Origin of the sequence: Akkermansia sp. AE01SA01 (assembly GCF_036417395.1) — a bacterium.
Taxonomy (GTDB): domain Bacteria; phylum Verrucomicrobiota; class Verrucomicrobiia; order Verrucomicrobiales; family Akkermansiaceae; genus Akkermansia.
The window spans coordinates 1,399,876-1,414,449 of record NZ_CP143890.1; the positions used below are offsets into that span (position 1 = coordinate 1,399,876).

Annotated in this window: 12 protein-coding genes; 4 read left to right on the forward strand and 8 right to left on the reverse strand. The window is 58.4% G+C overall.

The window, feature by feature from the left end; genetic code table 11:
- The 4 genes from V3C19_RS05700 to V3C19_RS05715 all read right to left on the reverse strand — a co-directional run bounded on the left by V3C19_RS05700 (nucleotide 1) and on the right by V3C19_RS05715 (nucleotide 5,475).
- Entirely contained in the window at nucleotides 1-2,526 is a 2,526-nt protein-coding gene (locus V3C19_RS05700; protein WP_295933182.1) for a transglycosylase domain-containing protein, read from the reverse strand.
- 307 nt (nucleotides 2,527-2,833) lie between these two features.
- Nucleotides 2,834-3,436 (reverse strand): aminoacyl-tRNA hydrolase, encoded by a 603-nt coding sequence (pth, locus tag V3C19_RS05705; RefSeq protein WP_295933185.1) that lies wholly within the window; start codon nucleotides 3,434-3,436, stop codon nucleotides 2,834-2,836.
- Nucleotides 3,437-3,523: 87 nt separating this feature from the next.
- Entirely contained in the window at nucleotides 3,524-4,432 is a 909-nt protein-coding gene (locus tag V3C19_RS05710) for a DUF58 domain-containing protein (protein ID WP_295933190.1), read from the reverse strand.
- Between the two features lie 38 nt (nucleotides 4,433-4,470).
- Nucleotides 4,471-5,475, reverse strand: a complete 1,005-nt coding sequence (locus V3C19_RS05715) for an AAA family ATPase (protein ID WP_130082628.1) — start codon at nucleotides 5,473-5,475, stop codon at nucleotides 4,471-4,473.
- A 103-nt stretch (nucleotides 5,476-5,578) separates the two neighbouring features.
- Here V3C19_RS05715 and V3C19_RS05720 point away from each other — a divergent pair, with 103 nt between their 5' ends.
- Both V3C19_RS05720 and V3C19_RS05725 read left to right on the forward strand, forming a co-directional pair.
- A complete protein-coding gene (locus V3C19_RS05720; RefSeq protein ID WP_130082629.1) occupies nucleotides 5,579-6,436 on the forward strand; it encodes a carbon-nitrogen hydrolase in 858 nt (285 codons plus the stop codon).
- A gap of 254 nt (nucleotides 6,437-6,690) precedes the next feature.
- A complete protein-coding gene (locus V3C19_RS05725; RefSeq protein WP_295874597.1) occupies nucleotides 6,691-7,185 on the forward strand; it encodes a hypothetical protein in 495 nt (164 codons plus the stop codon).
- A 114-nt stretch (nucleotides 7,186-7,299) separates the two neighbouring features.
- Here the strand turns inward: V3C19_RS05725 and V3C19_RS05730 are convergent, their stop codons facing one another.
- Nucleotides 7,300-8,406: a zinc-binding dehydrogenase gene (locus V3C19_RS05730; RefSeq protein WP_295874594.1), complete on the reverse strand. Its 1,107-nt coding sequence runs from the start codon at nucleotides 8,404-8,406 to the stop codon at nucleotides 7,300-7,302.
- Nucleotides 8,407-9,031: 625 nt separating this feature from the next.
- On the opposite strand from V3C19_RS05730, the gene serS reads away from it, so the two are divergent.
- Nucleotides 9,032-10,312 carry a serine--tRNA ligase gene (serS, locus tag V3C19_RS05735; RefSeq protein WP_295933198.1) on the forward strand — a complete coding sequence of 427 codons (1,281 nt, stop codon included), beginning with the start codon at nucleotides 9,032-9,034 and terminating at the stop codon, nucleotides 10,310-10,312.
- Between the two features lie 33 nt (nucleotides 10,313-10,345).
- Complete coding sequence (locus V3C19_RS05740; RefSeq protein WP_295933201.1) at nucleotides 10,346-11,128, forward strand: hypothetical protein; 783 nt, start codon at nucleotides 10,346-10,348, stop codon at nucleotides 11,126-11,128.
- A gap of 31 nt (nucleotides 11,129-11,159) precedes the next feature.
- Here the strand turns inward: V3C19_RS05740 and V3C19_RS05745 are convergent, their stop codons facing one another.
- The 3 genes from V3C19_RS05745 to V3C19_RS05755 form a co-directional block, all read right to left on the reverse strand.
- Nucleotides 11,160-11,801: a hypothetical protein gene (locus V3C19_RS05745; RefSeq protein ID WP_295933203.1), complete on the reverse strand. Its 642-nt coding sequence runs from the start codon at nucleotides 11,799-11,801 to the stop codon at nucleotides 11,160-11,162.
- Nucleotides 11,802-12,221: 420 nt separating this feature from the next.
- On the reverse strand, nucleotides 12,222-13,331 hold the full coding sequence (hemW, locus tag V3C19_RS05750) for a radical SAM family heme chaperone HemW (protein ID WP_295933206.1): 1,110 nt from the start codon (nucleotides 13,329-13,331) through the stop codon (nucleotides 12,222-12,224).
- Nucleotides 13,332-13,343: 12 nt separating this feature from the next.
- Nucleotides 13,344-14,516, reverse strand: a complete 1,173-nt coding sequence (locus tag V3C19_RS05755) for a hypothetical protein (RefSeq protein ID WP_330937178.1) — start codon at nucleotides 14,514-14,516, stop codon at nucleotides 13,344-13,346.
- Nucleotides 14,517-14,574: the final 58 nt, after the last annotated feature.

Consider the following 14,574-nt stretch of genomic DNA (forward strand, 5'->3'; position numbering starts at 1 on the left):
TTACAGGTGGATGAATTCCGGAACCGGGATGGCGATGGGCTTGGGAGCGGGCAGCGTGATGCTCGTGTCCGCATGGTCTGGAGCGACGGGATCAGAGGAAAGTGCCTGCGCCTCCGGCACGTTTTCATTGGTGCCCAGCAGTTCGAAATTGCGGTTGGGCGGTCCCTGGTTCAATTCCGTGTGGTAGGGATCGGCCCCTATCAGGATGGGCTTGACAGGCAGGATGGGAGGCAGGGGAAGAATACGGTTCTGCGCCGTGAAGGGGGAGGACGGCGCGGCAGGGTCTTCTCCGTGCAAGTCGCAGAAGGGGAGGCTGGAATCCCCCTTGCGGAGGTATTCGAACATGGTGTGGCGGCGGTATTTCTTGTCCACCGGGTCAATGTCGTAGCAGCTGTGGGTGGCCCGCTTTCCAGTCGTCAGGCAGATTTCCACGCGCTCCACGCTGGGCGGGGGGACCAGTTCCCCGGCTGGGAACAGGCGTTCGGATTCCTTAAAGGCCGTTCCCAGGATGGAGGCGCAGGTATCCGAGGAGAAGGCGCCGTTGTAAATGGGCTTTTTCCCTTCCAGGAAGCCGATCCAGATGCCGCAGGTCACCCGGTCGTCATAACCGAACAGCCAGTTGTCCCCGAAGTCGTACGTGGTGCCGGTCTTGACACCGCCTTTGAAATTCGCGGGCAGGCTGTCCGCCACCCGCTGGGCGGAACCGTTTTTCAGGGAAGAGTGCAGAATATTGTGAAGCTGGAAGGCGGTGGCCGTGGAGGCGGCTCCTTTCCGGACCTGGGCGTTGTTTCTGGTTTCAATGGCCTGGGTGGATTCCCAGATCAGCCGTCCGTCCTCGTCTTCTATCCTGTCCAGGTAATAGATGTTTTCCGGCCGGGAGCCTCCGTTGGGAATGGCGGTGTAGGCCAGCGTCATTTCCGTCAGGGAGGCCGGTTCCGTTCCCACGAAAATCTTGGGCCGGTAAACCGGGTTTACCTCCGTGCTTCCCGCTTCCCGGACCGGTTTGCGGATGCCGAAGTCCGCCAGTTTCTTGATGAAGGGGGCCGTTCCCATGTCCATGCCCATGCGCAGGGAGGCGGCTATCTTGGAGGCGGCCAGGCCGCGGTGGGCGGTGATCATGCCTTCATAGCGGTTCCTGGAGTTTTCCGCCCCCCATTCTCCCAGGATTCCTTCCGATCCGCCGATACCGGTCAGGCGGTTGTCGATGGCGTCGTCCAGGATGCGGGTGACGGGGCTTTTGCCCGTGTCAAAGGCGGCGGCGTACAGAAAGGGCAGGATGGCCGTGCCGGTGGGGCGCGCTCCTTCCTTGATGACGTCGTACTGGCGGTTCGTATAGTTGCGGCCTCCGTGATAGGCGAGGACGGCGCCGGACTGGTTGTCCACCATCAGCACGGCTCCTTCCAGATAGCGGGGCTTGGTGCCTGAGAAGCGGTCGTAGTCCGCGGCTTTCTGGTGGCTGTATCCCGGGCGTTTTTCAATGTTTTCCAGAGCCTGGGACAGGGCCTTCCCGGTAGCGTCCTGAAGTTTCTTGTCAATGGTGGTGTAAATCCTCAGGCCGGCGGCGTTGACGCGCTCCTCGCCCAGATAGGCGGTGATTTCGGCAGAAATGCGGTCGTAAATGTGGGAGACTCCGCGTTTCAGAGGCTTGGGATTGAGGCCCAGGTCCATGGAGGAAAGCCGCTGCGCTTCTTCCGGAGTAATGTATTTTTCCCTGGCCATGCGGTTGAGCACGTGGTTGCGCCATTTCAGGTTACCCTCCTTGTTGTTGAGGGGTGACAGGCCGTACGGGTTCTTGATCAAAGCGGCAATGGAGGCGGCTTCCCGCGTAGTCAGGTCCGCTGGTTCCTTGCCGAAGTACCCCAGGGAGGCGGATCGTATGCCGTAAAACCCGCTGCCGAAGTACACGCGGTTGAGGTAAAACTCCAGCACCTGTTCCTTGCTGTACCGTTCCGTGATGCGCCGCGCCAGGGCTATTTCCACAAACTTGCGGCCAAAGCTTCCTTCATTCCGCGCCTTGGCCCTGTTTTTCAGGTCGTAGGCGTTTCTGGCAAGCTGCTGGGTGATGGAAGAGGCTCCCTGGTTGATCTCCCCGCTGTTGCTGGCATATTCCTTGGCCGCTCTCAGAATCCCCAGAAAATCGTAGCCCGGATGTTCCCAGAAGCGCGAGTCCTCCTGGGCGACCAGGGCGTTGATCATGGCGGGGGAAATTTTATCCAGCGTCACATAACTGCGGTTTTCCACGTAAATGCGGCCTATTTCCTCCCCGTTCCGGTCAAAAATAATGCTCGGCTTCTCCACGTCGTTGATGCGTTCCAGGTCAAACTCCGCGGCCCAGTTGTCGTAGCGCTTCCAGGCGGCCATGAAGCCGAAGTACCCCACAGCGCCGCCGATCAGGGCCAGAACGAGGCACCAAGCGACGAATTTTTTGACAAAACCCCGGAAACGGTTCCGTGGCTTGGCCTTGGGATGCCGCCTTTTGTTTGCCTGGGTGTGTCTGCGCGGAGCCTGTGAATTTAATTCAGCCATGAATACGTAGCAGGGTCTGTCCTGAGGAAAAAAACGTGTAAAAAAGCTTACCGGATTCCGGTTTGTTTAGCAATACCATACACTGTTGGCAGGTGAAAAAGATGCGTGCCCGCGCCATTCTCCTTTCCGCGTCCGGATGGTCGCGGGCCTTTGCCGCGGCGGGGCGGCGATGTGGCCGCAGCCGCACCTGCTTTTTGGAAAAAACTGTTCTCTGTTCTTAAGAGAATTTCAACGGACACTGGGACTTGCGGCGTTCGGGCCGGAGCAGGACTGGGATTGAAGGGCGGCGGACGATGGAAAGACGCTTCTACACATCCTGCACGGCATTGAAGATATTGCCCGCCTTGGTCAGCCCGTGCTGCATGGTGTACAGGACGGCATCCGCGGCTTTGGCCACCATGACGTCCAGAAGCTCCCGTTCCTCCGGGCGGAATTTTCCCAGGACATGGCCCGTCATTTCCCCCTTGCCGCGGGGCAGCCCGATGCCGAAACGGAGGCGCGGGAACTCCTGCGTGCCCATGTGGGCGATCAGGGACTTGAGGCCGTTGTGGCCTCCCGCGGAGCCCTTCTCCCGGAGCTTGATGACGCCCAGCGGAAAATCCACCTCGTCATGAATGACGAACACGCTGCGCGGGTCCAGCTTGAAGAAGCGCATCATGGGCCCTACGCAGAGGCCCGATTCGTTCATGAACGTGTCCGGCTTCACCAGCAGTACGCCGGGACCTGCCGCCAGTTCGCACTTGCGCTGTTTGTCCGCCTTGAACACGCATCCCCAGTGGGCGGCCAGGCGGTCCGCTACCATGAATCCGGCGTTGTGCCGGGTATCTTCATAAGTCTTGCCCGGATTGCCCAGGCCCACGATGATTTTGGGAGTAACGTCCACGGTGGGAAAAACAGGAATGATGAACATGGCGGAACCCGTCCGGGAACACGCGCGGGCCATCCTGCCTCCGCTGCGTCCGGCAATCAACCGTTCCGTGAGACAGCGCCGCCGCCTTTACCTCCCCGTCTTCTTCTTCTGGCGGCCCATCAGGAATCCCGTCAGCACGGATTCCAGGGAATCCCCGGTGCGGACCAGGCGGTAGTCCGCGTTGATGTCCGTGCAGATGTTTCTCGTTTCTTCCAGGTAATTGGAGACGATGGTGCGGTACTCGTCCGCGATGAGGTCCGGTTCCGTAATCAGGGAGCCGCCCCCTTCCATGTCCACGAAGCGGATGGGGCGGTCGAAGTCGAAATCTATTTCCAGCTGGTCCACCAGATGGAATACGGCCACGTCGTGCTTGCGGAAGTGGAGGTGCCGCATGGCGTTTTTGAGTTCGGCCGTATCCGTGAACAGGTCTGAGAAAATCAGGATCAGTGCGCGGCGGCTCACCCGCTCCGCCAGTTCGTGCAGCGTCTCCGCCAGGACAGTCTCCCCGCGGGGATGGTGCGTGTCCATCTGGCTGATGAGCACGTTCAGGTGGGCGGGGCGGCGGGAGGCGGGAATGTGCAGCGCGGCGCTGTCCTTCCCCTGCTGGGAAAAGCTCAGCCCAACGGCATCCCCCTGCCGGATGCCGATGTAGGCCAGGTTGGCGGCCAGCCTGCATGCGCGCATGTATTTGGACTCCACCTGTTCCGGGTGGTAGTTCATGGAGCCGGAAAGGTCCATGACGATGTAGGCGCGCAGGTTGGTGTCCGCCTCAAACTCCTTGATGTAATACCGGTCCGAGCGGGCGTAGGCCTTCCAGTCCAGGCGCCGCGTGTCGTCGCCCGCCACGTACTTGCGGTATTCCGCAAACTCCACGGAAGAGCCGCGGTTGGCGCTCCTGTGGCGTCCGGACACGTTCCCCGCCATGCTCTGGCGCGCCTCCAGGGGGAGGTTGCCCAGGCGGGAAAGCAGGTCGTGGTTCAGGTACTTCGTGGACATGAACAGTCGGGGAAAAGGGGTGAATGTGTTCCGCCGCGTCAGACTTCCGCGGCCAGTCGGGCAACGGCCTTGCGCGGCGTGATGCCCTGGGATTCCGCGGCGAAGTTCGTGACCACGCGATGCATCAGCACGGGTTCCACAATGGCGTCGATATCCTCCTTGCGGACGATGTAGCTGCCCTGGAGTGCGGCGCGCGTCTTGGCGCCCAGGATCAGGAATTGCACGGCGCGCGGGCCTGCGCCCCAGGCTACGTATTGTTTCACCCATTCCGGGGAAGTGTCTAGGGAGGGGCGGGTGGAGCGCACCAGCTTCACGGCGTATTCGTAAATATGTTCCGGCACGGGGACGCGCCGCACCAGGTCCTGGTAAAAGATGATTTCGTCCCCGGAAAGGATGTGCTTCAGTTCCTCGCTGCGGTTGCCCGTAGTTTCCCGGGCGATGCGCATTTCCTCGTCTTCCGTGGGGTAATCCACTTCAATCAGGAACATGAAGCGGTCCAGCTGGGCTTCCGGCAGGGGATAGGTGCCTTCCTGCTCAATGGGGTTCTGGGTGGCAAGCACGAAGAAGGGGGGAAGCAGGGTGAAGGTGCGGCCCATCACGGTAACGCGGCGCTCCTGCATGGCTTCCAGCAGGGCGGACTGGGTCTTGGCGGGGGCGCGGTTGATTTCGTCCGCCAGCACGATGTTGGCGAAGACGGGGCCCCTGATAAATTCGAACTGGCGTTTTCCGCCCGCGGAATCGTCCTGGATGATATCCGTGCCCGTGATGTCCGCGGGCATCAGGTCCGGGGTGAACTGGATGCGGTTGAAGCTGAGGTCCAGGGTCTTGGCCACGGAACTGATCAGCAGGGTCTTGGCCAGTCCGGGCACGCCCATGAGGAGCGCGTGGCCCCGGGAAAACAGGGCGATGCTCAAAAGTTCCACGACGCGCTGCTGGCCGATAATGACCTTGCTTAATTCCGCAGAGAGTTCCTTGTAAATGGTGCCGAGACGGTCAATGGCGGCTACGTCGTCGGCGGGCAGGGAGGGGTTGGCTGGTTCCATATTGAGGATTCATAGCACTTTTTAGCGTGTTTTCCATCAAATAATTGCGTCGCGCGCATTTTCCCTGCTTGGAATGCGGGGACAAACAGGGTAAGGAAGAGGCATGCCGAAAATCGCACTCATTCAATTGTCCGCAGACGCCCGGCCCGCCGTGAACAAGGAGAAAACGGAAGCCGCCATCCGGGAGGCCGCCGCGAACGGGGCGCAGATCATCTGCACCCAGGAACTCTTCACCACGGAATACTTCTGCAGAACGGAGGAATGCGAACTGTTCGACCTGGCGGAACCGGTTCCCGGAGAACTGACGGCTGCGCATCAAAAGCTGGCGGCGGAACTGGGCGTGGTGATCGTGGCCTCCGGCTTTGAAAAGCGTGCCACCGGCCTCTACCACAACACCGCCTGGGTGATTGACGCGGACGGAGCCTTCCTGGGCATGTACCGTAAAATGCACATTCCGCAGGACCCGGGATTCGAGGAAAAATTCTACTTCACGCCCGGAGACCTGGGCTACAAGGCGTTCGACACCAAATTCGGCCGCATCGGCGTACTCATCTGCTGGGACCAGTGGTATCCGGAAGCGGCGCGCCTCACCGCCATGCAGGGGGCGGAAATACTCTTTTATCCCACGGCCATCGGCTGGCTGCCGGAAGAAAAGCCCCTGCTGGGCGCACAGCAGCACTGCGCGTGGGAAACCGTCCAGCGCGGGCATGCCGTGGCAAACGGGTGCTACGTCTGCGCCGTCAACCGCGTGGGCACGGAAGGGGAAAGCGAATTCTGGGGCCAGTCCTTTGTGGCGGACTATTACGGCCAGATCGTCGCCAAGGCTCCCGTCAGTGATGAAACCATCCTGTACGCGGATCTGGACCTGGATGCTCTGGAAGACCACCGCCGCATCTGGCCCTTCTTCCGCGACCGCCGCATCGACTCCTACGGCGGAATCACGGAACGCTGGGGAAAATAGGATATTGAAAGTCCGTACTGAAAGTTTTTGCCCTTTGCGGTCCACTCCCCTCCCGGGCGCTTCCCTGAAGAAACGTTATCGGTTATGAAACGGCTTCTTCATGTGCGCAAGGCAGTGGCGAACCTGCGCAAGGCGGTGCCGTGGAGGCAAATTGTCCCTGTTTCCCTGGGAATCATCAGGATGTGCTTATTCGGAAACCGGAAACTTGGCAAACGGAGCCGCAGCCGGAATGGGTTCCCGGTTTTCTTTGCCGGATGAAGGAAGATTGCAGGGAAGTAATGGTTGACTGCCTTGCGGAAACGGTGGATGAACGGGGATGCCGGATTACTGTCCGGGATCGGGGGGCTGTCCTGAACCTGTTCCACATGCTCAACGAATGGTATGAACAAGGTCTGCCCCGGAGGGAAGATGGCGACGATGAAGAAAATGATCCGTGGGACGATGTGGAACAGGGCGTGTGGTGCTCCGTGGCGACCTGGCTGTATGAATTTGATTTTTACGGAAGGCCGGGGGAGCTTGTCCAGTTTGCCGTGGAGGCCCGGCTGAATCCCGATGGTTCCTTCCGGGGAATTTATTCCCTGCGCCGTGACGCTTATGGAAATGAGGCCCGTTATTTTGGGGAAGAAAAAGATGTGGCTGAAAACGAATTGAATACGCTGGTTCCGGAATTGAAAAAGCTGGTGAACGCTTCTTCGAACGCATACGAGTTTCTGGACTGGAAAGACGCGTTTCCGCAGGATGACGATTAACCTCAAGAAAACCGCTCCGGCACAGGAGAGGACGGTCCCGTTCCAGCGGACAAAAAAGGCTGTCGCACTCTTCAGTACGACAGCCCGGAAGTGGGGGAGAGGTACAGGGAAGGATTAGTCGCAAATGACGGCGATCTTGATGCCCTTCATCTGAACGTTGGTTTCCAGAGCCTCCGTGATTTCATCCAGCTTGAAGCGGTGGGAAATCAGCTTGGTCAGCGGCAGGCCGATTCCGTAGGCGCGCTTGAGGAAGTCAAACGTGGTCGGGTAATCCTGCGGGGAATACACCCAGGAGCCTACGGCGGTTACTTCCTTGTTGCAGAGGTCGAAATGATGGTTGATGACGCTTTCCCCGCCGTCCATGAAAAAGCCCACCTCGCACAGGCCGCCGCCGCGCTTCACGAACTTCCAGGCGTTGGCCCCGGCCTTGCCGACGCCCGTGCACTGGAACACGAAATCCGCCAGACGGCCGCCGTTGTCCGCCTTCACGGCGTCCAGCAGGGTGTTCAGGTCGGCGTAATGAGTAAAATTGTAAGTGCGGGAAGCGCCCATCTCCCTGGCCAGTTCCAGGCGGGAATCGTTGCCGTCCACGGCGATGATGGTTTCAATGCCCAGCGTGCGGAGCGTCGCGATCTGGAGCAGGCCGATGGGGCCGCAGCCCTGGACGAGCACCACGGAATTGAACTTGAGCAGCCCCGTGGACTTGGCGCGTTCCAGGGAGTGGACCACGACGGCGGCTGGCTCCACCAGGATGCGCTGGTCCAGGGTCATGTTGGAAACGTTGAAGAATGTGGAACCCTTGCGCACCACCATGTACTCCCCGAAGTAGCCGTTCAGGTGAACGTTGTCGTCGGGCATCAGGCCGTACACGCCCACGTTTTCGCACAGGTTGGTGCGGGCCGGGGTGTTCAGGCAGGCGTCGCAGGTGCCGCAGGGAATGATGCAGGTGACGATCTTGTCCCCCAGTTTCACGGGATTTCCCGCCGTATCCCTGGTGATGTTTTTCCCCATCGCGACGATTTCCCCGGTGCCTTCATGGCCGAGCACCACGGGGCAGAGACCGAAGGGATCGCGGTTGTACTCATGGCCGTCCGTACCGCAAACGCCGCACGCTTCCACCTTGATCAGCATTTCGTCGTCGCCGATGGAGGGAATGGGGTATTCACGGATTTCAAATGTCTTGGGAGCTGTCAGAACAGCTACGCGAGCGGTTTGTTGCATAGTGTTTCTACACTAGCCTTTTGCCTTCGGCCTCTTCAAGGACAAATGAAACCGGACGTAAATTAGTCTGCCGCCAATCAGGATGGAGCGCGTTGTGCTGGGGACGTTTTCCGGACGGAAACGGAGTGCGAAGTGTCCATAAAATACTGTCGTTCCGGATGGAACCCACTGGAAGGAGGACGGCTTCCGGTGTGAAAACGATCAGCCGGACCTTTGCGCTTTCAGCCAAACTTCCCCACGGCATTCTGGCGGTTTTAGGGGTCAAGGGAACGATTTCCGGAGCATGCTCCGGGAATCGCTCTGGAGAAAGAAAATGCCCCGGTTTGTGGAATTGGAGTGTTGGCTTGCATGCCGCCCATCCTACAGGGAAAAGGCATGGGAATGGCGGTTGAATAAAAATCAACGGTCTTTCCGGAGGCGCCTCGTCAAATGCTCCGTAGCCGGGAATCACGCATATTCCACTGTCGTGAGTTTTGCCGGAAGAAACCCGGAAGCCGTGCAACATACAGGTTGTAAAGCATGTGGCGTGTGTCTTGGCGGCATTTGGAAGCGGATGGCGTTTTTCTGTTGGGGGCCGTTCATTTGGCTTGCCTGACGGAGGGAAGAAGTGCAAGCTGTGCGCGTTATGCTCGATATCCGTGTAATACGAGAAAATCCGGAGGAAGTGAAAGCGCGCCTGAAGCCCCGCAGCGGCGACGCGTGGAAACTTGTCGATGACGTTCTGGCGTGCGACGAAGCTCGCCGCAATGCAGAAACGGAAAAACAGACTTTGCAATCCGAGCGCAATGCCACCTCCAAGCAGATCGGCATGCTCAAAAAGAAGGGGGAGGACACCTCCTCCATGGAAGCGCGCGTGCGCGAAATCGGAGAACGCATCCGGGAATTGGACTTGGCGGCGGAAGAAAGTTCCGCTCAGCTAGCTTCCCTGCTGATGAACATTCCCAACCTGCCGCACGCGGAATGCCCCGTTGGGGCGGATGAAACGGCCAATCCGGAAATCAAGGTGTGGGGTGAAAAGCCCGCCATTGACAACCCGAAGGACCATGTGGAACTGGCCGCCGGGCTGGGGATGATCTCTTTTGAGGACGGCACGCGCATTACGGGCTCCGGCTTTGTGGTGTACCGCGGCGCGGGCGCCCGTCTGGAACGCGCCCTGATCAACTTCCTGCTGAATACGCAGACGGTGGAGAACGGTTACCAGGAAGTAGGCGTTCCCTTCATCGTCAAGCGCGAGTGCATGGAAGGCACGGGCCAGCTTCCCAAGTTCGAGGAAGACATGTACGGGACGGAAGACCAGCAGATGTTCCTGATCCCCACGGCGGAAGTCCCCGTGACCAACCTGTACCGGGACACCATTCTCCAGGAGAGCGACCTGCCCGTTAAAATGGTCGCGTACACGCCCTGTTTCCGGCGGGAGGCGGGGAGCGCCGGACGCATCAACCGCGGCATGATCCGCATCCACCAATTTGACAAAGTGGAGCTGGTGCAGATACTGAAGCCGGAAGACTCCTTTCGGGAACTGGAAGTGCTCCGCAGCCACGCGGAATCCATCCTCCAGAAGCTGGGGCTGCACTACAGGGTGATTGAACTCTGCACGGGCGATCTGGGCTTTTCCTCCGCCAAGACGTATGACATTGAGGTATGGGCGCCGGGCCAGGGCCAGTATCTGGAAGTTTCCTCCTGTTCCTGCTTCACGGACTATCAGGCGCGCCGCATGCGCCTGCGTTACAAGGACGCGGACGGCAAAAACCAGTTCTGCCATACGCTGAACGGCTCGGGAACGGCTCTGCCGCGCCTGTATGTGGCCCTGCTGGAAACCTACCAGCAGCCGGACGGTTCCATCCGCATTCCGGAAGCGCTCGTGCCGTACTTTGGCGCGGACTGCATCCGTCCGGAACAACCCTGACAAATTTTCACTTCCACCCCCTGAATCAAGCCCATGCCTGACGAGGGTCCCCTGGAGCACTATCTGGCCGCTTCCCCCGGGCACGAACCGGAAAATCCGGCTCCGGCTTCGTCTGTGGAGCGGAAGCCGGGGCCGTGGAGGGAAAGGGGAATCATGCTGGGCCTGGGCTTTCTCCTGGGCTGCATCGGGGCGTATGCCCTGGTTTATATGGAAATGTCCGGCAGCATGGGGGTGCTGAAAAAATCGTTGTCGGAGGAAAGGGAATCCAATGTAGTCCTGCAGAAGGAACGCGAGCGTCTGCTGGAATCCCTGGAGCAGGTGCGCATGGACAGCCTGCTGGCGGAGCGCGCTCCCCTCTCCATGACGGGCAGCGGAATTCCGGCGCAGCAGCCACAATCCGTCCCCCAGGCTCCCCCGCTGACGCCGTTGCCTTCCGGCGGCTTTCCGCCGGGAGTTTCCCCTCCTCCCGGTTCCGTGGCGTCCCGGCTCGTCAATCCCGGTCCGGAAGACTGGAAGGAACGCTACCAGTACGCCGCCCTGAAATACAACCGCGTGGTGGAGGACTACAACAGGCTCAGGAAACTTTACATGGGCATGGTGGGAAAAAGCGGCGCGGACGGCGTTCTGGTGACCGGAGTCCAATTTTACAAGGCTCTCCGGAAAAACACACGGGAGGAAATGCGCAAGCTGGACGAACAGTATATGAAGGGGGGACTGCGCGGCAGCGAACTCAGGAAGCTGGAAAACAGCCGGGATGAAATGCGCCACCGAGACTGGTGGCTGAAAAAAATGGCGCGGCAGTTCAGGATTGACTAGGCAGGGTATTTGTATTCCCTATGAAGGCTCTTTAAGGTTGAGGGGATGCCGGCCATGGGTCTTTGAAAGCTTCTTCAATGCTTTCCTCGGATTCGTTTCGGGATTCAATAAACCTTGAAATCTCAAGCGCTGATGGGGATGTCAATCCTAGAATAAGTTCAAAAAGTTTGGCACTGTCGCGGTAACATGTTTCAGCTTTTAATTTTTCTTCATTTTGCATGGGCAGGAAGATAATGAGCAGCCGTCCTTGCAATTGAGAAATGCGTAGAAATATGAACTTTTGCATTTCAGGAGAAGCAGGAATGGCAAGAGCCTGTTTTTTCATGTCGGCGGAACATCCTGTGAGTTTTTTAAGAATAGGCAGGACGTCCTTGTTGAAGGAATCAGCCGCGGCATCGGCGGATTTTTTGTCGACGATGGAATTGTACCAGTCCTGAACCTTGCGGACGGGCGTTTCATAGGTTTTTACGAAGGTTTGCCACGCTTTCCTGTTTTGTTCATTGGAGAGCAAATCCTGGCCTGGCGGATCATAGGAAAGATTTTTCAATACTTCAGGATCCGACTCCAATATTTCCTGTTCTATTCTGTTGATTTTGAAAATATCTCCGTAGCATGTGGAACAATACAGGAACAAGGCGTATATGAGGGCGGTGTTTTTTATATTTTTCATCATTTAATTATTGATTGAAATGGTTTATGGAATCGGCAGCCCTTCTACCGCATCAAATCCCTTTTGTATTGGCAGCGGGAATAATTTGTCTCCATGCAGCTTCTGTATAGGACAGAATAGTGAAGACCGGAGATGCTCCTCAGATGTTGGGGAATGAGATCGGGATAATTGAAAGGCAAAGGTTTGCGGCATGAGGATAAATTCGGTTAAACAGCAAACGAGTGGAATGTTCATGGGAGAGCTCATGGAAACATTTTCCTGTTTATATGAGAACAGGAATACAATTTCTATCAAAGGTCAAGAAAATACTTGTATGCGTGGCTGTTTTTTCAAATTCATGCCGTTGATTTACATGGAATTATTTTATTCCGCATGCAGAAGACAGCTCCTTTTTCCTCCTTGCTGCCGGTATTAATTTTCAGCTCAGCACAATTCCGCGGCGATGGCGTCCACCAGCAGGCGGCCGCGGCCTTTCAGGATGAGGCATTGTTCCGCGGAGACGTCCGCCAGTTCCAGAGAACGGTAACGTTCCAGCAGGGGCAGGGCTTCCGGCAGAAGGTATTTCAAAGGAAGCCCTTCGTCCGTGCGGAGCATCAGGGCGATGCGCTCCAGGCGGTAGTCTTCTGCAGTGACGGGTTCGCGTTCGGATTCCGGCAGGCCGTTTTCCAGTGTGGTGCGAATGTAGGTTTCCGTGTTCCGTGTGTTGGAGTAGCGCACGCCGTCGATGGTGCTGACCGCGCCGGGGCCGATGCCTACATAGTCCTCCCCCTTCCAGTAGGCCATGTTATGCGGAGACCGCGCGCCTTCCCTGGCGTAATTGGAGGTTTCATAATGCCGCATTCCCGCGGCTTCCAGAATGTTTTCCGCCAGTTCAAAGTAGGCCGCGTCCTCGTCCGGGTCCTGGATTTTTTCTCCGCGGGACAGGCTGCGGAAGAATTCCGTGTCTTCCTCATAGGTGAGGTTGTAGGCGGAGATGTGGTCCGTTCCGGCGCGGACGGCTTCCCTCAGCGTATTTTCCCAGACGGAAAGGCTTTGCCCCGGAATGGCGAACATGAGGTCCATGTTGACGTGGGGCATTCCGGCGTTGTGGAGCATCTCCACGGAGCGGAGGGCCTGTTCCGGCGTATGTTCCCGGCCCAGCAGGCGCAGGATGCGGGCGTCCAGGGATTGGACGCCCAGGGAAACGCGGTTCATGCCCAGGCTGCGCCAGAAGCGGACTTTTTTTTCCGTAAAGGTAGCCGGATTGGCTTCAAAGGAGAATTCGTCCAGGCTGTCCACGGGGATCAGCCTGTCCAGGGATTCCATGAGGTTCCCCAGATGCGTGTCCGACAGCATGGAGGGCGTCCCTCCTCCGAAGTAGAGCGTGGAAGCCTCGCCGCCGCGCCTGGTTGACAGCGCTGCGGCGCGGGCTTCCGCCTCCCGCGCCAGCGCACGGATGAAGAGCTTCATGTCCGTGGAAGCCGGTGTGTGCTTGAAAAACGCACAGTACGGGCAAATGCGGTGGCAGAAGGGAATGTGGACGTAAAGATGCACGGGGCGGAGAACTCAGCGTCTCCGGCGGCGGCCGGAAGATTCCTTTCCTTCTCCCTTATTGTTGGAGAGGTTCAGGATGTTTTCGGAAGCCTTTTTCATTTCCCCTTTGATGCGGGATTTCTCCGAGCCGTCAACCAGGGACATGTAGTTTTTGGTCAGGGCGCTGTAGAAGGGGTGGATTTTCGTTTCCTTCTTGTTCTTGGGCTTGTACTTGAAGCCATCCGGGCAGGTGTCCAGCATTTCCTTCATCCAGGGGATCAGCTCGTCCTTGGGGAGCACCATGCACAGGGCGTCCAGGGAGAAGGACATGTCCTGCTGGTCCACGTCTTTCGGAGCGGCCAGCGCGTTGCTGTCGTCCCGGTAGAAATTGACTGCTTTTTTGAAGCCGCGGTCCACCGTTCTCTTGAGCCGGTCGGTTCCCTGAGCCTTGGCGTAGGCGATCTGGTAGGCGGCCTTCGGTTCCGGATAGGAGTTGTCCTTGGATTCGGATTTGAGCCAGGACATGAGTTCCGCCCATTGGAAGGTCTTGTATTCGTTGTCCTGTTTCAGGGCGTTTTCCAGAATCACGGAGCAGAGCACGTTGACGTATTCCTTGGTGTGATTGGCCAGGATGTCCTTGCCCTTTTTGTCGCCACGGCCCACGGAGGAAACGTATTTGCGCGTTTTCCAGAGTTTTCTGATCCCCATGCCGTCCGGCAGGGCTTCACGCACTTCCTCCACCATTTTCCTGGCGCCCATGAGGTCCTGCGGCTCCGTCTGGAACAGCGTGTACCAGGCTTCCGTATAGAACGGATTGTCCTTAATAATGGTCCTCATGGCTGTCTTGGTAAATTCCTGCGGAAGCGCGTTGGACGCAATCTCTCCGGAAGATTCCGCGGAGGAGTTTCCTCCCGCCAGCTTGTAAACGTTCATGGCGAAGCGGCTGCCGATGAATTTTTCATAGTCGATGTTCATGGACAGGGCCAGGCCGGACTGGTATTCGGCGTTGCCCGTGCGCGCCGCCTTGGAGTCCCGCAGGTACCAGAAGCCTGTGGTGGCCTTGAGGGTGTCTACGCTCTGGCCTACGCTTAGCCAGCAGCCGTTGCCGCCGAAGTTGGTCGTCATCAGGTTGCCGTGGCCGGGCTGGCCCGCCGGGGCGGCAGGGATGCCGCGGGCAATCTGGGAATTGCGGGAAATGAGGGACATCGTGCCGCAGACGCCGCCTTCATGCAGCTTGCGTTCGTTGGATTCACGGGACCATTCG